This is a genomic window from Allomuricauda sp. TY007 (assembly GCF_010468565.1).
In the GTDB taxonomy this organism is placed as follows: domain Bacteria; phylum Bacteroidota; class Bacteroidia; order Flavobacteriales; family Flavobacteriaceae; genus Flagellimonas.
On sequence record NZ_WUEG01000014.1, the window covers coordinates 22,151 to 48,329 of the forward strand.

General features: G+C 42.7%; 27 protein-coding genes and 1 tRNA gene. 14 read left to right on the plus strand and 14 right to left on the minus strand.

What is annotated here, in order from left to right; all coding sequences use genetic code 11:
• Nucleotide 1: 1 nt before the first annotated feature.
• From GO009_RS14070 to GO009_RS14095, 6 genes are all read left to right on the plus strand, one after another.
• Entirely contained in the window at nt 2-307 is a 306-nt protein-coding gene (locus GO009_RS14070) for a hypothetical protein (protein WP_163626973.1), read from the plus strand.
• Between the two features lie 11 nt (nt 308-318).
• Nucleotides 319-519, plus strand: a complete 201-nt coding sequence (locus GO009_RS14075; RefSeq protein WP_163626975.1) for a DUF2892 domain-containing protein — start codon at nt 319-321, stop codon at nt 517-519.
• 62 nt (nt 520-581) lie between these two features.
• Nucleotides 582-1,139: a YeeE/YedE family protein gene (locus GO009_RS14080; protein WP_163626977.1), complete on the plus strand. Its 558-nt coding sequence runs from the start codon at nt 582-584 to the stop codon at nt 1,137-1,139.
• Nucleotides 1,136-1,549: a DUF6691 family protein gene (locus tag GO009_RS14085; protein ID WP_163626979.1), complete on the plus strand. Its 414-nt coding sequence runs from the start codon at nt 1,136-1,138 to the stop codon at nt 1,547-1,549. The genes GO009_RS14080 and GO009_RS14085 overlap by 4 nt, the downstream gene beginning before the upstream one ends.
• A 100-nt stretch (nt 1,550-1,649) precedes the next feature.
• Entirely contained in the window at nt 1,650-2,054 is a 405-nt protein-coding gene (locus GO009_RS14090; RefSeq protein ID WP_163626981.1) for a two-component system response regulator, read from the plus strand.
• Between the two features lie 166 nt (nt 2,055-2,220).
• Nucleotides 2,221-2,292: transfer RNA gene (locus tag GO009_RS14095), tRNA-Arg, on the plus strand.
• A gap of 332 nt (nt 2,293-2,624) precedes the next feature.
• Here the strand turns inward: GO009_RS14095 and GO009_RS14100 are convergent.
• The 8 genes from GO009_RS14100 to GO009_RS14135 form a co-directional block, all read right to left on the minus strand.
• Entirely contained in the window at nt 2,625-3,791 is a 1,167-nt protein-coding gene (locus tag GO009_RS14100; protein WP_163626983.1) for a DUF3179 domain-containing (seleno)protein, read from the minus strand.
• A gap of 5 nt (nt 3,792-3,796) precedes the next feature.
• Nucleotides 3,797-4,345 (minus strand): carboxymuconolactone decarboxylase family protein, encoded by a 549-nt coding sequence (locus tag GO009_RS14105; RefSeq protein WP_163626985.1) that lies wholly within the window; start codon nt 4,343-4,345, stop codon nt 3,797-3,799.
• A 2-nt stretch (nt 4,346-4,347) separates the two neighbouring features.
• The gene (locus GO009_RS14110) at nt 4,348-4,893 is read right to left on the minus strand and encodes a carboxymuconolactone decarboxylase family protein (protein ID WP_163626987.1); all 546 of its coding nucleotides are present in this window, start codon (nt 4,891-4,893) and stop codon (nt 4,348-4,350) included.
• Nucleotides 4,894-4,940: 47 nt separating this feature from the next.
• Nucleotides 4,941-6,173, minus strand: a complete 1,233-nt coding sequence (locus GO009_RS14115) for an MFS transporter (RefSeq protein ID WP_163626988.1) — start codon at nt 6,171-6,173, stop codon at nt 4,941-4,943.
• A 20-nt stretch (nt 6,174-6,193) separates the two neighbouring features.
• Complete coding sequence (locus GO009_RS14120; protein ID WP_163626990.1) at nt 6,194-8,956, minus strand: TonB-dependent receptor; 2,763 nt, start codon at nt 8,954-8,956, stop codon at nt 6,194-6,196.
• 12 nt (nt 8,957-8,968) lie between these two features.
• Complete coding sequence (locus tag GO009_RS14125; RefSeq protein WP_163626992.1) at nt 8,969-9,550, minus strand: carboxymuconolactone decarboxylase family protein; 582 nt, start codon at nt 9,548-9,550, stop codon at nt 8,969-8,971.
• A gap of 917 nt (nt 9,551-10,467) precedes the next feature.
• Nucleotides 10,468-10,833: a DUF2200 domain-containing protein gene (locus tag GO009_RS14130; RefSeq protein ID WP_163626994.1), complete on the minus strand. Its 366-nt coding sequence runs from the start codon at nt 10,831-10,833 to the stop codon at nt 10,468-10,470.
• 4 nt (nt 10,834-10,837) lie between these two features.
• Nucleotides 10,838-11,227: a DUF1801 domain-containing protein gene (locus GO009_RS14135; protein ID WP_163626996.1), complete on the minus strand. Its 390-nt coding sequence runs from the start codon at nt 11,225-11,227 to the stop codon at nt 10,838-10,840.
• A 562-nt stretch (nt 11,228-11,789) separates the two neighbouring features.
• Here GO009_RS14135 and GO009_RS14140 point away from each other — a divergent pair.
• The 5 genes from GO009_RS14140 (at nt 11,790) to GO009_RS14160 (ending at nt 18,581) form a co-directional block, all read left to right on the plus strand.
• Nucleotides 11,790-12,386, plus strand: a complete 597-nt coding sequence (locus GO009_RS14140; RefSeq protein WP_163626998.1) for a hypothetical protein — start codon at nt 11,790-11,792, stop codon at nt 12,384-12,386.
• Nucleotides 12,383-15,148, plus strand: a complete 2,766-nt coding sequence (locus GO009_RS14145) for a TonB-dependent receptor plug domain-containing protein (protein WP_163627000.1) — start codon at nt 12,383-12,385, stop codon at nt 15,146-15,148. The genes GO009_RS14140 and GO009_RS14145 overlap by 4 nt, the downstream gene beginning before the upstream one ends.
• Before the next feature lie 11 nt (nt 15,149-15,159).
• Nucleotides 15,160-16,329, plus strand: coding sequence for a DUF4249 domain-containing protein (locus GO009_RS14150; RefSeq protein WP_163627002.1), 1,170 nt, complete (start codon nt 15,160-15,162; stop codon nt 16,327-16,329).
• Between the two features lie 39 nt (nt 16,330-16,368).
• Nucleotides 16,369-18,090, plus strand: a complete 1,722-nt coding sequence (locus tag GO009_RS14155) for a hypothetical protein (RefSeq protein WP_163627004.1) — start codon at nt 16,369-16,371, stop codon at nt 18,088-18,090.
• A 182-nt stretch (nt 18,091-18,272) separates the two neighbouring features.
• Nucleotides 18,273-18,581, plus strand: a complete 309-nt coding sequence (locus tag GO009_RS14160) for a hypothetical protein (RefSeq protein WP_163627006.1) — start codon at nt 18,273-18,275, stop codon at nt 18,579-18,581.
• Between the two features lie 4 nt (nt 18,582-18,585).
• On the opposite strand, the gene GO009_RS14165 is transcribed toward GO009_RS14160, so the two are convergent.
• A complete protein-coding gene (locus GO009_RS14165; RefSeq protein ID WP_163627008.1) occupies nt 18,586-19,527 on the minus strand; it encodes an NAD-dependent epimerase/dehydratase family protein in 942 nt (313 codons plus the stop codon).
• A gap of 64 nt (nt 19,528-19,591) precedes the next feature.
• Here GO009_RS14165 and GO009_RS14170 point away from each other — a divergent pair, with 64 nt between their 5' ends.
• Both GO009_RS14170 and GO009_RS14175 read left to right on the plus strand, forming a co-directional pair.
• Nucleotides 19,592-20,089, plus strand: coding sequence for a hypothetical protein (locus GO009_RS14170; protein ID WP_163627010.1), 498 nt, complete (start codon nt 19,592-19,594; stop codon nt 20,087-20,089).
• A gap of 10 nt (nt 20,090-20,099) precedes the next feature.
• Nucleotides 20,100-20,579 (plus strand): nuclear transport factor 2 family protein, encoded by a 480-nt coding sequence (locus GO009_RS14175; RefSeq protein WP_239057477.1) that lies wholly within the window; start codon nt 20,100-20,102, stop codon nt 20,577-20,579.
• A 1-nt stretch (nt 20,580) separates the two neighbouring features.
• On the opposite strand, the gene GO009_RS14180 is transcribed toward GO009_RS14175, so the two are convergent.
• The 3 genes from GO009_RS14180 to GO009_RS14190 all read right to left on the minus strand — a co-directional run bounded on the left by GO009_RS14180 (nt 20,581) and on the right by GO009_RS14190 (nt 24,537).
• Nucleotides 20,581-21,282: a hypothetical protein gene (locus GO009_RS14180; protein ID WP_163627014.1), complete on the minus strand. Its 702-nt coding sequence runs from the start codon at nt 21,280-21,282 to the stop codon at nt 20,581-20,583.
• A gap of 182 nt (nt 21,283-21,464) precedes the next feature.
• Complete coding sequence (locus GO009_RS14185; protein WP_163627016.1) at nt 21,465-22,274, minus strand: SDR family oxidoreductase; 810 nt, start codon at nt 22,272-22,274, stop codon at nt 21,465-21,467.
• Complete coding sequence (locus GO009_RS14190; RefSeq protein ID WP_163627018.1) at nt 22,267-24,537, minus strand: M28 family peptidase; 2,271 nt, start codon at nt 24,535-24,537, stop codon at nt 22,267-22,269. The genes GO009_RS14185 and GO009_RS14190 overlap by 8 nt, the downstream gene beginning before the upstream one ends.
• Nucleotides 24,538-24,659: 122 nt before the next feature.
• On the opposite strand from GO009_RS14190, the gene GO009_RS14195 reads away from it, so the two are divergent.
• Nucleotides 24,660-25,130 carry a CBS domain-containing protein gene (locus GO009_RS14195; RefSeq protein WP_163627020.1) on the plus strand — a complete coding sequence of 157 codons (471 nt, stop codon included), beginning with the start codon at nt 24,660-24,662 and terminating at the stop codon, nt 25,128-25,130.
• Nucleotides 25,131-25,137: 7 nt separating this feature from the next.
• On the opposite strand, the gene GO009_RS14200 is transcribed toward GO009_RS14195, so the two are convergent.
• Both GO009_RS14200 and GO009_RS14205 read right to left on the minus strand, forming a co-directional pair.
• Nucleotides 25,138-25,491: a hypothetical protein gene (locus tag GO009_RS14200; protein WP_014032944.1), complete on the minus strand. Its 354-nt coding sequence runs from the start codon at nt 25,489-25,491 to the stop codon at nt 25,138-25,140.
• A 9-nt stretch (nt 25,492-25,500) separates the two neighbouring features.
• Nucleotides 25,501-26,064 carry a pentapeptide repeat-containing protein gene (locus GO009_RS14205; protein ID WP_163627021.1) on the minus strand — a complete coding sequence of 188 codons (564 nt, stop codon included), beginning with the start codon at nt 26,062-26,064 and terminating at the stop codon, nt 25,501-25,503.
• Between the last annotated feature and the right edge of the window lie 115 nt (nt 26,065-26,179).

A 26,179-nucleotide genomic window follows, 5' to 3' on the forward strand; every position in this document is an offset into this window, starting at 1 on the left:
AATGAAAATGATCATTGTTACCACCGTTGAAGAATACGAAAAGGAAGTGTTCAAACTCTTCAAAAAGGCAGGCATAGAAAATTTTAGCGGGTCGGACATAGATGGGTACAAAAACACCCCTCCGATGTTCTATACCAATAGTTGGTTCCCCAGTGAAAAGGGTGGGGCGGCATCCAACCTATTTTTTTCCTTCACCGAGGAAGAAAAAGTGACTGAGTTTTTCAAACTGTTGGAAGAATTCAACCAAAATAGTGGGACCACGAACCCCATTAGGGCGGTCGAGGTGCCGATTGAAAGAACTGTTTAAAAAATAAAATCATGAGAAATAGAATTGTAAGAGGCGTAGCAGGAACCTTTATCCTCATCAGCCTTATTTTGGCCATTTATGTGAACATCAACTGGCTTTGGTTTACTGCTTTTGTAGGGGCCAATCTGCTTCAGTCATCTTTGACAAAGTGGTGTTTGCTGGAAGATATTTTGAAGAAATTCGGAATATCCGATACCAACAAAAGTTGCTGACAGTACTTATTGGGTTTGCTATTTAGGGCATTTTCGTGATCTTTGTCCAAAACCTCACGAAAATGCTTTATCAACCTTGGCCCTGGTATGTATCGGGCCCACTTATTGCCATTATTATGGCTCTGCTCATACTTATGGGCAAACGTTTTGGAATGTCCTCCAACTTGGAGACATTCTGCTCCATCGGTGGCGCAGGAAAATTTTCTGATTACTTCAAGGTGGATGTGAAATCCAAACGGTGGAACCTGTTGGTGGTCCTCGGTTCCGTCATTGGCGGATTTTTGGGAGCACATTGGCTATCACCGAATCCTGCGGTAAATATTTCGGACGAAACCGTAAACAAACTGCAAAAAATTGGTTTCGATAGTGCTGGTACGGCCTATTTGCCCACAGAGCTTTTTGGTATGGAATCCCTTTCCGACCCAAAAGTTTGGACTATTCTTTTGGTGGCCGGTTTTTTGGTGGGATTTGGAACCCGTTATGCGGGAGGTTGCACATCAGGACACGCCATTTCTGGGTTGAGCAACCTACAGCGCCCCTCATTGATTGCGGTCATCGGCTTCTTTATCGGCGGACTGATCATGGTTCACCTATTGTTCCCCTTAATCTTTACAGCATGAAAAACTTGGCATACATCATCATAGGTACATTTTTGGGAATAGTGCTTTACAAATCGGAAGCCGCATCGTGGTTCAGGATCTATGAAATGTTCCAGTTCGATTCGTTTCACATGTATGGCATTATTGGCTCTGCTTTGGCAGTTGGGGTCGTTTTGGTTCAATGGATCAAGAAATCCAAGGTAAAATCCTTTTTTGGGGAACCACTGAATATTGAAGATAAGGAAAGATCTTTCACAAGATATATTGTTGGAGGGACGCTCTTTGGTATGGGTTGGGCCTTGGCAGGTTCATGCCCCGGGCCTATCTACATTTTGGTAGGAGCTGGTTACTGGCCTATAGTTATTGTACTGATCGGTGCGGTATTGGGAGCTTTTGTTTATGGTGTTTTTAGGAGTAAATTACCACATTAAGGTTGACTTAACGGTATTTTAGGCGAAACAACGAAAATCAATGGTTCGTTGGATGCTATCGCATAGCTTTGGCTGTCCCAAACTTACTTAATAGTCCTACATGAAACTTACCGCGTTTATCATAGACGATGATTTGGTGTCGCAATTTGCGACCCGATACTGCATACAGCAATCCCAGGGCAATTTTGATATTGTTACTTGCTCCAGTGGGGAAGAAGGCATACAGGCTTGTTTTAGTTCAGTGGAAGAACACGATAGACTTCCAGATATTATCTTTTTAGATCTTGTTATGGATGGGATGAACGGATGGGATTTTTTGCAAAACCTTAAAAATTTGTTCGTGGAGCACAATCTTCCAAGTGTATATGTGCTTTCGGCCTTTACCAATGTCAAAGACCGCACTATAGCCAAGAACAACGAATTGATTTCTGGTTACGTGGACAAACCCTTGTCACGTTCCTATTTTGAGAAAATACTAAAAGAAGAAGTAAAAAAACGGGCTTGACCTCACCTCTCCAACGACTTATAGGGAAATCACCCCTAAATTGAATCCCCACTGTTGCATAAAGTTTTTAAAAAAACCTATTTTTGCAATCCATTTTTATGGATGGCCCCGTACCTGCCTTTCAGCAGACGAGGTTCAATGGATACCCGCCTGCCAAATGGCTTTCGGCCTCATAGTTCAAGGGATAGAATAGAAGTTTCCTAAACTTTAGATCCAGGTTCGAGTCCTGGTGAGGCCACTAGGGCGGGCAGGGAATAAGTTTCCTAAACGTTAGATGCAAGCCTGCCTGTCGGCAGACAGGTTCGATTCTTGCCGGGGCTACTTTTTCATTTTGAGCCATCTATTAAAGACCTTGAAACTTGACCCTTGCCGCTTGCAATCAGTTTGGAATTTTTGTGTTTGGTTGCTAAGGAATATGTTGCACAGCCATGGAGCAGTCAACTTAGGATGGACATGTGGCTTTGGGATGCTTGCACAGCACGTAACTTGTTTCGCTCGCTAATGTTTAAATGCATATAAATTCTTGATTGTCTAAGTACAAACTTGTCAATTACAACCTAAGATTACCAATCAATCTTCAGAAGAAGAATTTACATTGGTTTGTAAAATATTCATGTTGGGATGAAAAGTGCGCCAGCTGTGCCAAAACTCCTGATAGGCGTTGATCTTTTTCAAGGGTGGTATGGAATCATCGATGGGTTCGCCCCAAATAGTGTATCTCTGTTTCCCGATAAGGGTATCGTTCCGAATACTGAATAGGGTGTTATCAGGTCGCTCGTGGGCATAGAAGCTCAGGGTATCTTGGGCCAATGCCACAACGACCGGCCTTCCACCAAGTTCCAGGTTGACCACCCGTTCCTCCTTAAGTCGGTTCCAGTCCACTGCCTTGCTGTCATTTCCACTCTCGATCCCCACTATCCATGACTTTTCTTTCCAAGATAAGGTATCGGTCCGGGTCAGGTCGCCCCGTTCGATTCCAAAATCATAGTCATCGAGATCGTCATATTCCTCATTGAAGGTGGAATCCCGTTGCATGACCAAACTATTGGGATAGCGTTCCAGCCACTGCTTTAGGCTGGACTGTTCGCTCCTGAGTTCAGGCAAGGACCGACCCTTCAATGGTCCTGCAATGGCTTCCCCACTGACCTGTCGCCACCAACTACCGGTGGTCTCGTCCTCGAACATGGCATTGAAATGGTCCATGCCCACCAATCGGAACGTTTCAGGGGCACCATTGACCACTGGTTCAAAGATGCGTCCGCTGCGACAAACCGAGCAATAGGTCACCATAATGGGCTTTCCCCCCAGAGTGTCCAGTACTTGATGGTGGTAGGCGATGAGCTGTATCGGATAGGCCTTGGCCTCGTTGTTGAGTTCTATGCCCAAGACCAGCTTGTCCAAGGGGATGGAGTTGGAAGTGGAATCGGCGAGGCTCAATTGCCCCGGTTGATAGAACATCTTATCCGCGGCCATTCTAAAGTTGAATAGGTATGCCACGGCCAAGCAGGCCACAAGCACCCCGAGCATCAACCATCGTTTGGACACATAGGCCTTATAGGCCCCAATGGCCATTAGGATCACAAAGCCCCCTCGGAAGGCCCACCGCCACTTGTATAGAAAATAGGCCAGATCAATGCTCTCCATTTCCTGGCTCCCGGGCATGGGCATTATAAAATATACGTTCAGTATCTCAAACAGGGCCAGGCCAATGGCCCCAATATAAAACCACTTTTTCATCTTGGTCAGTTTTTGGGGTCGTAATGGGCATAGCCTTCCTCGGCCCGCTGTTTACCTCTATTGATATAAAAATTACGGTCAGAGGGCGCGGAAGTCCCCAGTCCGTCCACGTATCGATTAAACATACAAAATATTGCCGAGATCAGGACCGTATCGTGGATCTCCCTATCGGTGGCCCCCAGTTTCCGGGCCTGATCCACTTGCTCTTGGGTAACATGCTTCCCTCCTTTTTGGACACTCCCGGCTATGACTAGGAGGGCCTTTAGCTTATCGGAAATGCCACTGTTCCTATAATCATCCTTGACTTGATCGATAAATGCAACATCACATTGTAGGTAATGTTGGGCTATGCCCCCATGGGCATGCTGGCAAAAGAAACAATCATTGAGGGAGGAAACATAGGTGGCGATCAGTTCCCGTTCCCCCCTGCTCAAGGAGTTCTCCGAACGCAAGAGGACTTCCGCCAGATCGTTCATGGGTTGGGCGGTCTCCGGCCTAAAATGCATCAGGCCACGGATTCCCGGAAGGTTTTCATCAATTTTGATATGTGCCATATTTAACTTTTTTGATTCAATACATATCCTTTGGTGGCAAGCCGCTCCCCCATTTCAGCATACATCTTGGGATTGGTCGGGGTCCAAGTGGCCAAGCCATCCACATAGCGGTTGAACATACAAAAAGTGGCCGCAATCAGGACCGTATCGTGCAACTCTTGATCGGTCGCACCCTCTTTACGGGCCAACTCAATATCCTCTGGGGCCACTGCCCTTCCGCTCTGTTGTACCTTTTCCGCTATTCGGAGCAGGGCCTTCACTTTGGAACTGATCTTGGCGGTTTCCATATTTTCCAGCACTTCCGAGACCAACTGACCTTCATTTCCAAACAGCGACCGAGCGGCTGCGGTATGACTGTCCGAACAGAACTTGCAACGGTTTAGGGAGGAAACATAGGCCGCTATGAGTTCCCGTTCCGCAGCACTGAGCGTGGAAGGTCGGCGCAGCAATACTTGGGCAAGCTCGTAAAGCGGTTTCCCGGTCTCTGGCCGAAACAAGGCCAAACTGCGTATGCCGGGGACATCGGGTGAAACTGAAATGTGTGCCATAAGGTGTATTATTATTGGTTTTTAAATGGGTCTATTATCGTTAAAGATCATGGTTCACTCGCAGTGGCCAACTCTTTGGCACTGTGCCTGTCCACATAGACCAGGGCCAGACCAAAGACGAACACTACGGAAAAGAACAACAGGGCATTGCCATATCCCCCCAACATGCTGACCATGCTTCCCAGGGAGAACACCGCCACGGTGGTGAAAATCCTGCCGAGGTTAAAACAGAACCCTGTGGCCCCGGCCCTGATGGCCGTTGGAAAAAGCTGTGGGATATAAAACGAGAGCAGCCCTTGGCTGATCCCAAAAAACAGGGACAGCAATGCCGTTTCAAAATAGATGACCCTTGAAAATTCATGGTTGAGCCCGAATAGCAAAAATGCCATCAGGGAACATCCCGAAAAGCAGAGGAGCATGGCCTTTCTGACCCCCAAGGTCTTGGCCACCCAACCGGATAAAAATCCGCCCGTTATCCCCCCGATTCCCAAGAGCATCATGACCAATCCCCGTTCTTGCTGTCCATCACTTCCAACAAGCAGGCTCTGTACCCATGTGGGATACCATGAGAAAACAGCCCACAGTCCAATGAGCATGGAACCGAACACCAACGAGCCATGGATGAGTTCCTTTCGATGATGGGTGAATAGCTGTATTCGGTCACGGAATGAGAATCCCCTATCCGCTTTTGCCCAAGACGGGGATTCCTTTAGGGAGATAAAGGCCACGACTGCAAGTAGTGTCGGGACAATGCCCATCAAGAAGCCTTCCCTCCAACCGGACAGGATATTGATGAGCCCGGAGCTGAAGATCCCCACGGGAAATCCGATGGACACGATACCGATCACGATGTTCCTGGAGGATTTGGGCCATACTTCGGAAAGGTAGGTCACCGAGATCACCATGACCCCGCCAACACCAAATCCTGCCAACAATCGAAATGCGACCAGGAGTTCCCAACTGGGCACAAAGTAGATGAGCCAGGTAAAGAGACCGATACAGGCCAATGACAACGCAAAGGACCTTAACCGTCCGATATGATCACTTATGAGTCCCCAACTGAAGCCTCCCAAGGTCCAGCCAAGCAAAAAAATGGAATTGATATAAGTCTCTATCTGTACTACCGCCTCGGCATCGCTGGCCCGATCTTGCATAAGTGAATCCAGCACATTGGGCAGGTAAACGGACATCAAAGTGGATACCTGTCCCGCCAATACATTGCTTATAAAACAACAGATGAACAGGATCCAGGCAAACTTTCCTATCCTTGGTTTTCCCATGCGGTTTGAATCAGTACCCATCATCGTAACAATTCGTCAAAGGTGATGCTCAAATAGTATACGGCCCCCACCGTTGGTGAACCATAGGCTTGGTACACTTGGTTGTTCAACAGGTTGCTCGCCCCCAACTTAAAAATGGATTTTAGGGACAGCACTTTATAGCTGACCTGTGCGTCCACCATGGAATAGGCGGAAATCCCGCCGGGACGCAATTGGTTGAAGGTGCCGTACCAGTCATAGGCATCCTGCCATCGCCAGGCCACATTGAATCCCAGGTTCCTGTTCACGGTATCCTTGCCCAACATGAGGGAGGTCCTGAACTTGGGCGTATTGAAGGCAGGGATGTCATTGGGATCGGCATTGCGCAGGTTGAACTCCGCCCATGTACCATTGGCCTTGACCGTAAAATCCCCGGGCAGCCTGTAATTGATGCCCAGAGTGGCCCCTTGTGTGGTCACCCTTTCGGTGGCATTGGTGTACAACTGGTAAAGATGACTGTCCCCATTGAGCAGGTCTATGGCCGCATCCATGTTCACTTCCCCACCAGCCAGCACAGGACTTTGGGGTTCTATGACCACTTGGTTCAAAATAAAATCGTTATAGCTGCTGAAATAGTAGTTGGCATCGATCATGAGATCTCCCCCGATCAACCCTTTATAGCCAATTTCAAAGGTCTGTACCCGCTCCGGTTTGATATAGCCCACATCGGACTTTACCAAGAGGTCCTTGGCCTCTGCCACGGCATCCCCAAAAGGGGTGCCACTGTTCACCAGTTCGTTGAACCTTCCAAAGAAGGGGCCCAAGGAGGCGGTCGTAAAGGAATTTTGATATACCGTCAGGTCATCACTGTTATCGGGCACCCCGCCCAGAATGGTAATGGGCCCGGCATTAAGCCTGATATACTGGTCCCCGGGTGTCGGGTTCCGAAATCCTGTTTGGTAGGAGGACCGGAGATAATGCTTCCCGGCAATGTTATATACTGCGGAGGCCCTGGGCGTCAACCTGCCCTTAAAGTTTTGGTTCTTGTCATACCGCAGGGAACTGGTCAGTTTCAGTTTGTCCTCGAACAATTCTTTTGAAGCTTGTACAAAAGCCCCGCCTTCCCTAATGAGGATGGGACTGTCCGCATCGTCGAACAACGTACCATTGGTAAACATATCATAGTACCTGAAATTACCGCCCACCAGAACATCGATTACCTTGGTATGGTTACTTAAGTCGTACTGACCTTCAATATGGTACAGTTTACTTTGGCTTAGGATGCCTGCCCCACTCAACCCTTGTATGCCGATATACCGTTCCTTTTCCCGGTTGAATTCGTCCGATCCCGGCAGAAATCGGCCTTGATCGGCAAATGCCCGGGCGGCATCATGGCTGCCCGCTGTCACCCCTGTAATGTTGCCGTTATAGGCCTCGGAATACCGTTGGTACCAAACATCATCGGCCTGATCCGGGCTCACCACATTGCCATTGAGGTCCTGCACCCAGGTTTTGTTGATCAATTGCCCCAATCCCTTTCCGTTATAGGAATCCTTGGAATCTTCGATACTGGCATAGGCACGGACAAAATAATCAGCTCCCTTGAGTTCCAATCGGTGCTGTTCGAACTGAAAATTGTCCAGTTGGAAGCGGTTACTTCCCGTATAGGCCGCTCTACCCTGGTTGAAATTGTACTGATAGATCAGCTCGGCATTGTTGCCCACACGGTAGTGCAGGGCCCCGTTCAGTTTCAGACTATATACATCATAATCCATCAGGAAGCGTTCCTCATAGCCTGTACGGGACACTCTTCCAATTCCGCTCAGGTCCCTTGTCTCGTCGTCCCCATAGATGTTCAGGGCATCCCTGGCGGGATTATTGGCTCCACGCTGCTCCGGGGGAGTGCCATCGTCCACATCCGTATAATTGGTTGCAAACCAGTCAAGTCCCGTAAAGTAGGAAACATTGAATTTGTAGGCAAAACGGTCATTGATGGCCTTGGCAAATCGGATGGACAAATCGTATAGCGGTTTGGGATTACTGTATTCCTCCCCAAAATGATTTAAACCAAAGCGGGTGTTCACACTGAGGCCTTGGTATTTAAAGGGATCCTTGGTATGCATGGAGAGCACACCGTTGAAGGCCACTGGTCCATAAAGGGCGGAGGCCGACCCTGGGATCAGTTCCACACTTTCCAGATCGAGGTCACTGGACCCAAACATATTGCCCACTGCAAAGGTCAGGCCCGGGGTCTGGTTGTCCACCCCGTCCACCAATTGCAGAAAGCGTGCATTTCCAGTATCGTTGAACCCCCTGGTATTGATCTCTTTATAGGTAAGGCTACTAGTCACCATGTCCAGGCCCTTGAGGTTCTGCAACCCGTCATAAAAATCCAGTGAAGGTGTTTCCCTGATATCGACGGTACCCATCTTTTCAATGCTCACTGGGGATTGAAAGATGTTTTCCGGGATACGTGAAGCGGATATGACCAATCCCTCCAACAGTTCATTCTTGATATCGAGGTTGATGGACACCGGATCAGCGCTTTCCACAAGCACTTCTTGGGTCTCATACCCGATAAAGGAGATGGTTATGGCCACCGGATACCCCTGGGTTATGTTCAGTTTAAAATATCCGTTCCCATCGGTGGTGGTACCAATCGTTTTTCCAGAAATCGTGACACTGGCCCCTGACATGGGTTCATTGGTCATTGCATCCAAAACGGTCCCTGAAACCGTGTTGGACTGGGTAAAGGCAAGGAAAGGAATCAGAAGCAACAATAACGTATTGATCTTGTTTTTCATGGATTTTGGTTGTTAGGAATTTGGTTTGGTCTTCTTTTGTTTCAATTGTTCATAGGCCTCGGGAATCCTCACATACCCATTTTTGTTCAGGCGGTCAGCCAATTCCTGATAATAAGAGGCATCTTTGGGCAAATGGGTGGCCAAGCCGTCCACATACCTGTTGTAGAGGCAGAACAGGGCGGCGATCAGGACCGTGTCATGGATTTCAAGATCTGTTGCCCCGTGTTTCTTGGCGCGGTCAATGGCCTCCGTACTGACCTGTTTTCCTCCCATCCCTGTCAACCGGGCCACATGTAGAAGGGCCTTCATTTTCTCATCTAGGGGGGTGGAGTCAATATCCTTTTTGGCCATCTCACATAGGGATGGGTCATCATAATAGGTGTTGGTCGCGGCGGTATGTGCCGTGGTGCAGAACACGCACCCGTTCCCTGATGAGACCACCGTGGCGATCAGTTCCCGTTCCCCTTCGGATAAGGTGGAGGGTCCCCGCATCAAGATCTGGGTGAGTTCACGGATCGGTTCAGCGGTTTCCCTACTGTATTCGAGCAGTCCGGTAATCCCGGGCAAATGTTCTTCAAGTGGTATATAGGACATCTTCAGTTGTTTTTCAAATTAGTATTGGTCATTGGTTATGCTTCTCATTTTATAGTCATCATCGCGATGTACACTTCTTGTGTGTACACTATGGAATGTTTATGGTAAGCACTTGGGGGTTATAGGGTCGAAAACCGATTGAATCTCCCCGGTTTTAAGCCTATTCAGGACATCTTTTAGCTAAAAAGCATATGTGTCCACATCGAAAAAATCAAATATATCTTTACAGTCGATAAGATTTGATTAATCTAAGTTTAATACTATTATCAAAGGGTTAATCCAGTTAATATCGAGTAAATAAATATAAATCGGATATTATCTATTGGATATCCATAGGAATGGAGTAATAGATTTAAATAAAAATCTGTGTTGATGGAAAGCTCTTAAAAAAGGTTTGCAGAGTATGGTAAAACCACAAAAAAATACCATTCATGGGATGGGCTTTTAAATTTAACTAAAGTTCAAATAAAACTGTACTCCCTCATAAACAAATCACTTATTTAAGGCAGTTTGTATATATTTTAAAAGACGAAAAGACAAATCGTTCACAAAAGTTCACAAATTGTCAACATTTTGAAATCAAAAAGTGGAAACCCCAATAAAACTGGGGGTCCGAGAGGAAAGTTCGATTTTTGCCGGGGCTACTTTTTGACTTTCATAACTCCTAACACTAGCATGTTAATGGGGCAGATGACTCCAGGTATAAAAGTATAGGTCCTTGGGCTCGATTCCAACATAGAGGTGCGTTACATGGACCATGAGAAGAGAGTCTTGTGCTAATTGAACATACTATATAATATTCTGGTGTTTTCAACCTGCCAGATTAATGTCCAATCAATAAATTTCTGTCCGAATTCAATTAAAAATACATCAAAATCCACCATTATCGGTCAATTTTGCATCGACCGTGGAATAGCTCAGCCATTCCTTAGAATCTTTTCCATTTTTTTACCTCTAGCCAGCTCATCCACCAATTTGTCGAGATACCGGACTTGTTGGGTCAACGGGTTTTCAATTTCTTCAACCCTGTACCCGCAGATCACTCCTGTTATCAGGTTAACGTTCGGGTTCAATGTGGCTTCTTTAAAAAAGGTTTCAAACGTTGCTCGTTGGTCAATAAGGTTTTTTATTTTTTTGTTGTCAAAACCTGTTAGCCATGTTATAACTTGATGTAATTCTTCTTTTGTCCGACCCTTTTTCTCAATTTTTGTAACATAATGCGGATATACCGATGCAAAGGTCATATTCGCCATTCGTTTATCGTGTTCGGGAGTAGTTTTCATTTTATCAGAGTTTTTCTAAACGCCCTTTTCTTTTTACAATGTTTTTATAGTCCCATTGTATTTCTCGTGATTTTTTTAACCATCGTGTCAAATCCGCAGTTTCAACTTCAAGAACACTGGTATAAAAAATAGAAGCATCTTTAAATTTCTTTCCTTTCACATTTAAATACGCTTCGTTAAAATCCGCACCGCTCCAAAACATGAGTCTTATTCCTTTTTTTTGTTTGCTGTACCCAACAATTGGATTACCGTCCAAAAACCAAACAGGGTGGGAGTGCCAGATTTTATTTTCCGCTTCGGTAAGTTCGTTGTTTATTGTTGTTGCCAGTAAGTCGCAGATTTCTTTTTCAGGGAGTAATTGGTTATCGTTATATGTTTGAATTTCTTCTTTCATATTCGAGTATAAATTAATAGTTCTCAAACTGTTCCCAATAGTAAGAGTGCGCCAAATGTAACCATGGGGGTTGGTTTTTGTTATACCTAGGAAGATACACAAAAAAGAAGAATAGGTTGGTATATTTGAAACTTTACCCTTTTTTAATACTATCTTCTAGTCGATTGGGAACCCTTTTAGACACAAATCCGATATGGTTCTCTTTGTTTGGATGTGCAGGTTATGCCTTTACCATTGATGGCGAATGCTTATCAAAGCTATCCAATATAAACGTTGAAAACAATGATTCGTAGATACTAATCCGACATTTTTTATGCATGAATTTTGTAGGATTCAGATAAATAACTAAAACCTTATATTTGCCATTTAAATAGCATTATCCAGATTGATAAAAAATAACAACAAGGGGCATAATTTTAGCATTTCCAAGAGGTATACTCCTATTCAGTTGGTGGTTTTTATACTTATCTTTTTCTCCACTTTGTGGGCACAAGGCCAAACAAATAAAATAACAGCACCAAAAGTTTACTCAACGTTCGACTCTATTGTTGGGGAGCAAAACATGGCATTGTACAATGGCCCTATATTCAAGGAAAGGTTTACAGGTGCTTCCGATACACATGCATATTTTTTAGAAAATAATTTTTTAAAAGGGGACATCGTCTTTGATGGACAGCCCTATTTTGAGCAAAATCTCAAATACAATGTTCATTTGGATGAGCTTTTGATTACCCCAAAATTTAACCCGACCGGGCTATTGGTCCGACTTATAAAAAACAAGGTTAAAGAGTTTACAATCAATGGGCACCGTTTTATACGCTTGCCATCCACTTTTAGGGACGGCCAACAATATGGATATTTGGAGGTTTTGGAAAGCGAAGAGGGAGATTTGTTGCTAAAAAAGTATAGAAAGAAGAGCGTACAATCAAGACAGGAAAGTCAAGTGGTCACTGAATATGAAGAAAGCATAGATTACATTTTGTTGTATAGGGGAGAACTCTTTGAAGCAAACACAAAAAACCAATGGAGCCATGTTTTTGTTGGGCAAAAGAAAGAGCTTAGGGGTTTCTTTAAGCAAAATAGGATAGCATTTAAAACTGACAAGGATACTTTTTTTAAACTGTTGTTCAATAAATTCGTAAACCCAACAGAATTATGAGAAATTATTTGGTCTTGATTCTGTTTGTCTTGGTTTTCAAGATATCATATTCCCAATTCAACGAAAAGGAACTATCTTTCACTTTTGAGAATGTTTCCCGTTTAGAAGCTCTGCAAAAAATTAATTCGGACACAGAATATCAAATTTATTATCTGCAAAATTGGTTTACAGACAGTTTCATTCAAAAAAAATATACCAATAAAAATATAGAAGATATTATTGCAGACCTATTGGAAGGCACAACGGTGAATTATTTTCTGTATCCACCCAATAAAATAATCCTTACCAACAATAACAATATTTACAGTAACCTTCCCGAAGGATTTTTTGGAAAAGATTCAGCGAAAGTCCAGACCGTGTCAGCTTCCAGAAAAGTGACCCCAATATTTTATGCAAAAGGAGATGAAAGCGTCTCCAAAAATGTTGAAACCATTAGGGTGGGCCGAGAAATTGGTGCTCAATCAAAGGAAACGTACACGCTTAGCGGCTATATCACAAACTTTGAGTCTGGAGACCCAATTCCAGATATGGCCATTTCAACCAATGATGACCGATTGCTTGCCATAACCAGTTTTGAGGGGTTTTATCGTATTGAATTACCAATAGGCTCCAATATTTTAAAGTTTAGGGCACTGGGCATAGAGAGAGCCGAAAAGGAAATCATCATTTTTAATGATGGCATTTTGGACTTGGAGTTTAATGAAAGTCTTGAGCAGTTGGATGAAGTGGTAGTGGAGGGAGATATTTACAAAAATATTGAAGAAACCGTAAGCGGAACAGAAGAGATTGATAGTGAAGAAAGCAAAACCATTCCTTTGGTCCTTGGTGAAAGGGATGTCCTAAAAGTTGCAACGGCATTGCCAGGAATATCATCGGCCGGTGAAGGGGCAACAGGATTTAATGTTAGGGGAGGAAAGGCAGACCAAAATTTGGTGTTGTTTGATGGTGCCACCATGTACAACCCACAGCACTTCTTTGGAATATTTTCAGCCATTAATCCTTTTTCAATTGGGCAATTGGAGGTGTATAAGGGAAACATTCCAGCAAAATTTGGAGGTCGTTTATCTTCAGTTTTCGATATTAAAACAAAAGATGGCGACAATTCCGAGTTTAAGGGTGAAGCCTCATTGGGCCCTGTAACGGGCAATTTGGTTTTGGAAACCCCGGTGGTAAAGGGAAAATCCTCGTTTATGTTTGGTGCCAGGGGAGCTTATGCCAACTGGATCTTGCGATCTATGAAAGAAGAATCTTTGAGTAAAAGTCGTGCAACATTTTATGATGGAGTGGCCAATTATACCCATCAGGTGAACGAGAACAACAAAATAAAGGCTACGGCATACTACAGCAAGGACAATTTTAGTATTTCCTCTGATTCCCTTTACATTTATGATAACAGCTTGGTGTCACTAAGATGGCAGCACAAGTTCAACGATAAGCACTTATCCGAGGTTCAGATTGCCAATAGCGGTTACACCTTTAATATAGAATATGAAAGAGGGGCCAACAATGATTTTGATTTAGGTTATAAAATCAACGAAACAGAAGCGAGGATAAACTTGGATTACTTGCACAGTACCGACCTCAAATTTAACTACGGTGTAGAAGGAAAGTTATATTCGGTAGCACCTGGAACTTTGGAACCTTTAAACGAAGAGTCTTCGGTGGAATACAATTCCTTGGAAAAGGAGAGGGCTTTGGAATCAGCGGCATATATATCGGCAAATTATAGCATAACCAAAAAGTTTGCCGTTGATTTAGGGTTAAGGTATTCCACGTTCATGGCTTTGGGAGAACAAACCCAGTACGAGTACGAAGAGGGGGCTCCGAAGAACCAAGGTACTGTTCGGGACACGATACAATATGGCAACAATGAAGTGATAGAGACCTACGGTGGCCCGGAGATAAGAGCAGGAGCACGATACCTTATTACCCCCAGCCTATCTTTAAAGGCAGGATACAACAGGTCCATTCAATACGTTCACATACTCACCAATAACACTACAATTTCGCCAATTGACACGTGGAAACTCTCCGATTTGAACATTGAACCCCAAACAGGACATCAATATTCCTTTGGAGTGTTTAAAAATTTGGATGCCAATGCCTACGAAATAAGTTTGGAAGGGTTTTATAAAACAAGCGACAAGGTATTGGATTTTAAAACGGGAGCACAGTTATTGATGAACGAGAATGTGGAGACCGAAGTGTTGCAAGGAGAAGGGAAATCTTATGGGGTAGAATTCTTGTTAAGAAAAAACAGGGGTAAATTAAACGGTTGGCTGGGGTATACCTATTCACGCTCCTTTTTAAAGTTGGACAGTGAATTCGAAGAGGAAAGAGTGAACAATGGAGAGTTTTTTTCCTCGAATTTTGATAAACCTCACGATTTGAGTATGGTAGCCAATTACAAGTTTACCAAAAGATTCAGTCTGTCGGCCAATTTTGTGTATCAAACCGGTAGGCCTGTTACCGTTCCCGTTGGCAATTTCACTTTTAATGATGCCGAATATGCTGTTTATAGTGATAGAAATAGCTACCGAATCCCTGATTTTTATAGGTTGGATCTTGGTTTTAATATAGAGGGGAACCATAAGCTCAATAAGGTTGGGCATAGCTTTTGGACCATTTCTGTATACAATGTTTTGGGCAGGAACAACCCTTACTCGGTTTTTTATGTTACAGAGAATGGAAATGTTGAGGCTTACAAGAGTTCTATTTTTTCGATACCGGTTCCTTCCATAACCTATAATTTTAAATTTTGAAACCGCTCAGTATGCCAACAAGAAATCGTTTTATCTTTTTGTTAGTCACAGGAGTCTTACTGGCCATTGGCGCCTGCACTGAGCCTTTTGAAGTAGAGACAACGGACTTTGAAGATATACTTATAATCAATGCCAGTATTACCACAGAGACCAAACAGCACGAAATTTTTATTACCAGAAGCTACGAAGAAGGCGATGACGAAGTGCAGGTTTCCGGGGCAACGGTGGAGATTCTGTTAAATAATGCCAGTTCAATTCAATTTGAGGAAGCATCGCCTGGAGTATACCGATCCACTGTTGCGTTTGCGGCAGAGTCTGGGATAGATTATCAATTAAAGGTCACGGATGAAAAGGGTGAAACGTTTGCTTCGCCCCAAGTACAATTAACGGCCCCAACAACAATAGATGAGATAACCGCCAAGAGGGTTTTGAACGAGGATGGAGAAGATGGGGTCGAAATTTATGTGGATGGAACATCTACTGGCGACAATGAAGGATATTTTAGATATGAATACGAAGAAACCTATAGATGGGAATCTTTTTATAAACCTTTGCAGGGCTTTAGGATTGTTTCCGAGTCACCGCCGCTTCTCGAAATCGTTTACAAGGAAAAAGAGGAAAGGGTTTGCTACGTAACGGAAACATCAAATAATATACTGATTGCTGAAACCAATAACCTTTCGGAGGACAAAGTCGAAGATTTCCCTGTTCGGTTTATAGAGCGAAGGGATAGGAGAATAGCCCATAGATATAGTATTTTAGTGAAGCAATATGCCCAAACCAGTGTCTCTCATGAGTTTTATCAAACCTTGAAGAGCTTTTCCAGTAGTGATAATCTGTTTTCTCAACCCCAACCCGGTCTTATAGTTGGGAACGTTAGGCATGTGAGCGATGATAGTGTTAAAGTGGTAGGTCTCTTTGAAGCGGTCTCCTTTACCACAAACCGGTTCTTTTTCAGTTTCCAAGAAATTTTTGGGAACGATATCCCATTTTTGGATGATTGTGAGTTCGATCGTTACAGCTCACTTTCCGACCCCGAACTTTTTCAACGGGTTCAGAGTGGTCAATACAAATATATTGGGGAAGACCCGCCCTTCGTCTATCAAGTTGCTCCTGCTAGATGTGTGGACTGCACCTTATTTGGCTCCAACGAAGTACCGGATTTTTGGGTAGAACAATAATTGTATATGACAATGCTAAAAAAGTATGTGTTACAAATAATGACCTTTTTTCTCGTTGCGGTTGCTGCGGGCCAGTCCAATGTGTCTAATTCCATATATTCTAATTTGATCAAAGATATTGGTACGGAGGGCGTCTATGTCCATTATAATACCAACCTTCTGTTCACGGGCGAGTATCTTCATTTTAAGTTGTATGCGCTCAGCAAAAAGGATCAATCCCTTTCAAAAACAAGCAAGATTGCCTATGTAGAACTTTTGGACGGGGAAGGCGAGCGCAAAATAATTCAAAAGGTAAAACTGGTCGAGGGAATGGGACAGGGCGACATTTTTGTGCCGACCAATTTGGATTCTGGTCATTACACCTTTGTGGCCTACACAACCTATATGAAAAACTGGCCAAGCGACACCTTTTTTGCAGATGATGTTGTTGTTTTGAACCCCTATACCAACGATCAAAAAGTGTTTTGGGAATCGAAAGGCAAAGACTCATTGGATGATGGCCTAAGGAATTTGAACAAGGAAGCTAGAAAAACCTTGAGAAAGGATTTGGGGTTGACCTTGGATAAATCACAATATGGGAAAAGAGAAAAAGTGAGGTTAGAGGTTGAATCCAAATCAAATAAATACGGAATTTACTCAATATCAGTACGGAAACTATCCAAGGAACTTACTTATGGTGACAGAATCTCGCCAGTAGATTACACTAAGAAGTATAGATCCGTGGATTTGGACGAGGCAAGCAATGATTATTTACCCGATTTAAGGGGAGAAATGGTTGCAGGTCACCTATCCAGTAACAGTGACTTGCAAACAATGAACAAAAAGGTGGTTTTTTCCTTACCAGGAAACCAATATTCGTTTAAAATGGTCACTACCGATTCAGAAGGTAAGTTTAGGTTTTCGTTACATTCGGAAAACTTGGATACAGAATCAATTTTTCAGGTATGGGGTGTTGATAAGGATCAATACTCGGTTGAGGTTGCCCCGGTTCCCGAATTAAATTTGAGTAAAAGACCATCAAAACGTTTTGTTTTAAATAAGGTTATGAAAAAATTGATTGAGGAACGAAGTACCCATAATCAAATAGAAAACGCATATTTCAACAGCAAACCCGATACCGTAAAGTTGAATAATAATTTTATACCCATCTACGGCAATGATTTTATAGAGTACAATTTAGATGAGTATACACGCTTCCCCACTTTTAGGGAAACTTTGGTGGAGATAGTGGATAATGCCTGGATCGCTTCAAATAATGAGGGAGAGGAGAACATTTTTGTCAGGGATTTTGAGGCCACCAATATGGATGTGGGGTACAATCCGTTAATAATTGTTGATGGAATTCTGCTCCAAAACCATAAGGATTTAATAGACTATGATATAAAAAAGGTAGAGACCATAAGATTGGCCAGAAACCAATATGTTGTGGGAGGCCAAATTTTTCAAGGAGTTTTTGATGTAAAAACATTTGATTCTGATTTTGCAGAGAATTATCAGAAAACATATTTAAATGAGATTTCCTTGCTAAGGCCCAAACCTCAAAAAAAGTATTTCAAACAAAATTATGGGAACAAAACCTTTGGGACAATTCCAGATTTTAGGCAGCAATTGTTGTGGGAGCCTAATTTGGAGCTAGGGGAACCTACAACTACTTTGGAATTTTATACATCTGACCTCGAAGGGGAATTTGAGATTGTAATAGAAGGATTTACAGCTAGAATGCAGCCTGTAAAAGCGGTGACAAAGTTCAAGGTTCAATGATTATTGCCTTAATGTAATCTTTTTACGTACTCCCTCCTAAACCCTTTTTTAATCCTACCTTCAGGTTTACACCATATTTGGTCGATAAAATCATTTCAATTTTGACAACCCAAGATTTTTTTTATAATTTTTCAATGCAATCACATTTGTTCTAACTTAGGACAAGAAGTAACCACAGCATCATGGATAACCTCAAACGCGTAATTGTAGACTATAAAAAATTGACCTCGGAGGTGCTTAAGCTTTTGGTGGAAAAATACCCCGACGGATATGGAGACGATGATGTAATCAACTTCAAGAACTTAAAGGGGGAATCCATAGAAGCCGTAGAAGTATCCACTCAGGATACCAAATACCTTGTAAAGATCAGTTCCAAATTGGAGCGGACCATGGCCGATTTTGACGAAGATGATAGCGAAGATTATGATTCGGAGGATTTTGAAAAAATCCCTGAGGGCGATGAGGACTTTTCAGATTCCGAAGAGGAATAACCTCTTATTCTTTTAGATTTTTAAGCATTTCATTGGTGGTCTGGTCCAAATTGAACCGTGGTTCCCAGCCCCATTGCTCTCTTGCGGCAGCATCATCAATGCTGCTTGGCCAAGAATCGGCAATTTCTTGCCTAAAATCGGGCACATAACTTACTTTAAAACCAGGAATATGCTTTTCAATACTTTTTGCCATATCCTTTGGCGTAAAACTCATTCCCCCTAAATTATAGGACGATCGCACCTTAATTTTTTCCGTAGGACTATCCATTAAACTTATGGTGGCCCTTATGGCATCGTCCATGTACATCATCGGTAGTTCGGTATCTCCGTTCAAAAAACACTCGTATGTTCCTTTGTTAAGGGCTTCGTGGTAAATTTCCACGGCATAGTCCGTAGTGCCTCCACCTGGCATGGTTTTCCAGCTTATCAATCCTGGGTAGCGAACACTCCTAACATCGACCCCATATTTTTTGTGGTAGTACTCGCACCATCTCTCACCGGACTGTTTGCTGATGCCATAAACCGTGCTAGGCTCCATTATAGTGCTCTGTGGCGTATCTTTTTTGGGTGTATTGGGGCCAAATACTGCGATGCTCGAAGGCCAGAACACCTTGGATATTTTCTTTTCCTTGGCCAAGTTGAGCACATTAAAGAGCGAGTTCATGTTAAGGTTCCACGCACGCATCGGAAATTTCTCCGCGGTAGCGCTCAGCATGGCCGCCATTAAATAAACCTCGTCAATTTCGTAATGCATCACCACATCCTCGATCGCGGCATAGTTGGTAGCATCCAGAAGTTCAAAAGGGCCGGACTGCATCAATGCGTTGCTACCTTCCCTAATATCGCTGGCAATCACATTTTCAGCTCCGTATTTGTTTCGGAGTTCAAAGGTCAGTTCGGTTCCTATTTGGCCACATGCGCCGATTATTAAAATGGGTTTGTGCATTAAAATCAAAGTTAATTTAGTTTCACGGCAAAGATACCCTTTATTAAAATTTGTACATTCGCTTATGCGAAAATTGTTAGGCATACTTATCCTATTCTCAGTTTTGGGAGCATGTAAAAAAACTGAAAAAGCCATAGCTGAAGTTGAAAACCAGGAATTGGAGTTCAATTATCGGAAAATGCCCGAGAAAGTCAGTATAAACCCCGATGCAACAGCAATTGTTGAAGAATGGCAGCAGTTCAAGGATTTGAATGCAAGTATGGATGTGCTGTATAAAGCCACAAACAACGAAGATTTGTCCCTGGCCATTGACGACCTTATCGAAAAGGAGAAAAAAATGGCCGATGGAAAATACCCGGAACTGTTCGATACCTTTCAAGTGAAGAGTAGGCAAAGGGTACTGCGTACTTTTTTATACAAAACAAAGGCAAGTATTCTCGAAAATCAACCAACCACGGAGCCAACTGTAAAAGTATTGGAAGCGTACAACTCCATACGCAAACAGTTGAATGTGATCATGAACAGTCAGTTGGACAAAAAATTGATTTTGGATGAAGCATAAAATTTTAACAATGGGACTGTTACTGGTTTCCATGACCATCCTTGCCCAGAATGCGGAAAAGAAAAAGGTGAACGAGGTGTTGGATAGTTGGCATTTGGCCGCATCCAACGCAGATTTTGATGCCTATTTTGGCAAAATGACCAAAGACGGTGTTTTTTTGGGAACCGATGCCATGGAAAATTGGCAGAACACGGAATTTAGGGCTTTTTCCAAACCTTATTTTGACCAAGGAAAGGCATGGAGTTTTACTGCGGTCCAACGCAATATATACCTGGACGAATCAAAGAATTTTGCTTGGTTCGATGAACTGTTGGACACCCAAATGAAGATATGTCGCGGTTCCGGAGTGTTGAAAAAAGTAAATGGGCAATGGAAAATTGCCCATTATGTATTGTCGATTGCAGTGCCCAATGAAAATGTGGACGAACTCATCCAAATCAAAGAAAAAAGGGATAACGAACTGCTTAAAGAACTAAAGAAGAAGCAATAGTCTAGTTCTTAGCTCCTTCTGTAGCTTCTTTTTTTCTCGATTCCAAAGCCTGCTTGCTCAAACTTGCTAAGTTAAAGTTAGGTGCAATTTTAAGGGCCTCGTCGATGGAAGCGATGGCGACATCAATGTTTTCCCTGTCTTTGTTAAAGTCAGCCAAACCTTTTAAATGATAAAATGCAGCTTTTAAGGGAACCTCATAAGGTTGTTGCCGCTCATAAAAGGCATATTTCATTTCATCGGTGGCATTGGCAATACCATATTCAATGTTGGTGGTCGCTCCACTTATATCCCCTGTTTGAATTTTAAGGTCGGCCATTTCATACGCCAAGTAAGGAGAAGGATTTCGTGAATTCAGCTCCTCAAAATGTTCCAATGCCCTTTTGGGCTGATTCAAAGACTTTAAGGAAAAGGCCTTGATTTGTACGGCAAGGTCGGAGTCATCTGCATTTTTCTCCACACCTATGGTGTTTAGGGCCTGCATGTGCTGACCGTTGTTCATATAAACAAAAGCCAAAGTGTCTCTTCGCTCTTTGGACGGGGACAATACGTTTAGGTGCGTCAAAGCACCGATAACACCGTTTACGTCACCCTGCAAACGCATTTCTTTGTAATAAGCCTTGTAATGTTCTACAAGCGCATTGTTGGTTTGGGAAATACCGCTAAACCCCACCAATAGGAGCAATAAGAGTACAGTCTTTTTCATGTGTTTATTTTTGTTGTTTTCCAATGGTCACATGTAACACCCATATAATCATTCCACTAGTGACTAAATTTCCGTTATGGATGTTTCATTGATCTTTAATTTAGTGCGCCAAATCTAACAAAATATTCCTAACCAGCCTGTTAAGAATTCGATAAGTAATTGCAGGGGTTTTTAGAGCCCTTTTAGGAAATGATGGAGGTGGTAAAAAGATGGCCCTTATCCAAAAAATTCTTGCTCAAAACCATTTTGCCTTCTTTTTTGATCGATTCTGTTTTGTACGATGGAGCGGGCAAACCTCTTTTTTGGGCTTCTTCGAAATAATACACTTGTTTTTTGGGATGATGCGGGTATACGCCGTTGAATACTTCGCCCCAATATCCTTGTTCCATAATGGTAAACATCATGTGTATGCAATCGTTGAGATGAATTAGGTTGATGGGATGATTGCCATTGGTAAGATTTTCTCTGTCCGAAAGCATTGTTACAGGGTGTCGGTCGGGGCCAATCAACCCCCCAAACCTTATGATGGTAGTTTTGAACCGCTCTTCATTTGCCAATAGGTTTTCGCTCTCCAAAAGTTGTTTGCCCGATTTGGTGGCAGGTTGGGTGGGGGATGCTTCTGTAATCTCTCCTTCCGCATTGCCGTAAACCGCGGTACTGCTCACAAATAGGATATGAGAAACTTCACTTTTTTTGATTTCTGCCATCAGGAATTTCATCTTTTCCACAAAGCTTTCGGTATGCTTGCCCCGTAGTTTGGGTGGCACATTGATGATCAAGGTTTTGATGTCGGAAAGAAATCCTTCGATGTCTCCATCGATACCTGTTTCGGATAAACGTACTGAAAAAGGAGTTATTCCCTCATCTTGTAAAACTTTTAATTTACTGGAAGATGTAGTGGTTCCGTGAATGGTGTACCCTTTTTCAATGAGATGTTTGGCCAAGGGCAACCCAAGCCATCCACAACCCATTATTCCTATCTTTTTAGTCAAATCGCAAGGTTTTTATGGTCAATATAGCATCATTTAGTACAAAGGGCATGGGAATACTGCTTTTTGGCCGCTCCGGGATGCTAAAATCAGGATGAGCTAAAAGATCATTGGAAGCTTCATACAAAGTGAGCTCCAAAATGGAATCTTTGGGGAATTCCAGTTGCAATTCCGTGAAATCGTTGTTGGTAATATAGTGGGTGATCAATCTACTCTTTCTATGTTCCAAAAAATAGGAGGATAAGGCAATCCGGTTCACTTTGGCAGACGTTATGCCAATTGGATTTGTAAATACCTCAAGACGATTTACATTTCTTTTTGGGGTGACACAGAGTTCAATAACCCTGTTTTCTCCGATGATGGTATCCATTACAGTATCAATGTATGGCAGTGGAATATCTTTTTTGGGAGCGTCGGCCACATAGTTCAAATTTGTACGGTACTTACTGGAAATAGTCTCTGTGTTGGGCTTTCTTTTATCATCACCCAAAAACTGGCCGTTCCAATCAATCAATACGTTATCGTAAGTGGCCCAAAGCGTGGAATCGGTATCTGCATTGTAAACGTACAACAGACTGCTTGGTTTTGGTCTTTCCTCGTTAAAATCGGATTGAATATGGCTGGAAATGCCAAAAGCGAAGAAGAGGAACAAAAATAAATATGCCAACCTTCCTTTGCTCTTTAATTGACCAAAAAATGGAAGTACCAAGAAAAATAGAAGTGTTGTAAAAAGGGTTGTGGCAACCATCATTTTTAAACCAAGGCCAACAGGGAACATTTTGATGAATGGCGAATAAATGAGCACTGCGGGCAATGCCAAAAACACCATTAGGAACGGATTGGGTTTTTCTTGATGGATGGTCACAAGAAGTCCTGCCAACAATCCGAACAGGGGAACAATAAAAAAGCTGGCACCTTTTAAATATTGGGCTACCAATCCGCAGATGAGCAACCAAATAAATAGGGGTGCCACCAATAAATTGGGCGTACTTGTTTTTCGGAATTTATGATAGGTATAAAAGCACACGAACAGGGAAAACATGACATAAACGGCAATGTAGGTATGGCCATTATAGGTAAATCCATGCAGCATGTCCTTAAAACTTGGATACCACCAAGTAATTATAGACCAACAAAAATAACCTACCAGTCCGTTGACGATTAAAGTGATCAGTACAGGTACAAACCCTTTAAAAATATCCTTGGTATTGAGCTTTTTCTTTTTGAACCCAGAAAAAAGTAATAGGACAAATGCGAGGACTGCAACACCGAACATGGGCCAAATCCATTCAAAAGGATAGGAGACCATGTTGTAGAACGGGAGGTTATAGTAAACTTCATCGTTCAAACTTTTTAGGTTGTTCAGATCGGCATCACTAAAATAGGTGAGCAGGGGCATTAAATAACTGCCTTGGTGTGCCAAGGTATTCCTGTCCAATCTTTCGTAATTGTCCAAAGCGGTATGATAATCAAAATGGTCATCAATAAACGCAAAGTTGAAACCTTCGATATCGCCATCTTCCCTAAAAACGGTGAGGTCCGTATCGTTAGGGAGCATCTTGTAAATGCTATAGGCCAGCGAATTTGCCACGGGATACTTGGGATTGGCTTTTTTAAACTCTTTTATTAAAGAACCGTTGCCCCTGTTGGTTTCAATAAGCATGTAGCTCGGACCGCCACTGCCCCGGGCTTCAAAATTTAGGGCGAGTCCCACATCTTTGGCCCAAGGGTGCTTGTTTACAAAAAGGTCGGCTCCATTAAGCCCAAGCTCCTCGGCATCGGTTATTAATATGATGATATCGTTCTTGGGAACCTTATTTTCGTTCAAAAATGCCCGGATACCTTCCAAAATCGTAGCGACACCACTACCGGCATCACTAGCTCCGTAGGAAGAATGTGGACTGCTATCGTAATGCGATAATAAAAGCAATGCTTTTCCATTTTCACTCCCTTCGATTCTGGCCAAAATATTGGTAGCCCTGCTCAAGTTGCCCCAATCACCTGCGGTATAGCCTTCTTGCGTAATGGTCTCCAAGCCCATTTTTTTCAATTCGGAAATAATGTAGCTTTTGGCTCTTTTATGTCCTGGAAAACCAACAGCATGGGGTTCTTTGGATAGCTGCTCTACATGGGTCAAGGCCCTATCCGTAGAAAAGAATTGTAAAGAGACCTCCTTATTGGGTTTATAGGAAGGCATTAAGGATTTAAAACTCCAATACACGGCAAAAATTAGTAGAATTAGAGCAAGGGTTCTGGAAAATTTCATGGCTTAGTGTTGTTAAATCTTAAATGTATGAAATTATGAAAGGTTCTTACATTTTGATATGTAAAATTAGGTTATTCGCTAAAAAAGTCTATATTTATTATTTAACTTTAAAATCTAACCATATGGCAATCAAAAGCTTTCAAGGCGTTCGAAGCAAGGAGGAGAACAAGAAAAAGTACAATGCCCCAATTTTGGTGGAGGATTACATGACCAAAAAATTGATTACCTTTTCTCCAGACCAGTCCATTTTGGAAGTGATGGAGACTTTTGCCAAACACCATATTTCCGGTGGCCCGGTTGTGGATAACAATGGTTTTTTGGTAGGCATTATTTCCGAGGCGGATTGTATGAAGCAAATTTCGGAGAGTAGATACTTTAATCAGCCTATTTTGGATAAGAGCGTTGAGCGTTTTATGACCAAAAATGTGGAGACCATTCCGCACGACATGTCCATTTTTGACGCAGCAGGTGTTTTTGACAGGCACAACAGGCGTAGATTACCCGTAATGAAGAACGATATCCTTGTGGGGCAGATCAGCCGAAAGGATATTGTAGTGGCAGCGCTTAAACTAACTTCCCATAGTTGGAAATAACAGGGGTTTACTCTCTTTTCACGATCATGTAATAATCATTATCAAGTGGCAAGTACCCTAAATCATATACAAAGTAGTAGGTACTTCCCTTTTTGGTAGTGTAAAGGTTGGTGATATATTCAAAATCAAAACCTTTGTCCAGCAACCGCATTTTAGTGGTCTTAGTTTTGCCGTCGCGAAGTGGAAAACTATCCAATATCCTGTAGTTTTTGCGAAGTTTATTGTTGATGTTGCGTACTAAGTTCTTACTATCTCGGTTCAATCGGTTGTTGTAGTCGTTTCTACAATGGTCGGAACAGTATTTTTGGTCGATGCGGCCTACAAGTTTTTCACCGCAAACCAAGCATTTTCTTTCGGACATAGGATAAGATTAGGTCACCACAAGATCATACTTTTTTAATAAACCGATCAATCCATCTCTGCTGAAACGGGTTTTCCTTAGCTGGTTGATGGACGGATCTATGTTAAAATTTAGGGCCGAAGTAAAATCAGCTTGCTCTAGGTTGGTATTCTCAAAAAGGGTGTTTTCAAGGTCGCAACCAGAAAATTCTGCTTGTTTTAGATGAGCCTCTGAGAAATCGGTTTGATGAAGTTTGCAATCATTGAATTGGATGCTGGGCAGATGCATCCCTATAAATGACGCTACGGATAAATTGCAGCCCACAAAATTGAGTGATAACAAAAGCTGGTTACAGGTCTCAAATTGAAGACCGACCATTTTACATTCCTCAAAGGTAACATCGTTAAAAATGGTGTGGGAAATATTGGTGTTGGTAAGATCACAGCCTTCAAAAGTGCATTCCACAAAGTTTTGATTGTCCAAAAAACCCTTGGAGAACAGGCAGTTCACAAAACGGCAATTTTCGTAATCGCCCTTGGGCAATTTAGTTTGCGTATAATCCTGTTTTATAAACTCCTGATCGGTCCAAAACATTTATTATCTAGTTAAAGTTAAAACCCTTCAAACTTGCCTGACGGCAGTCAGGTTTCATTGCAGTTACTTTAGTTTTTATAAATAGTCCTCTCTCCGGTCTCCCCAAAGGGGAGAA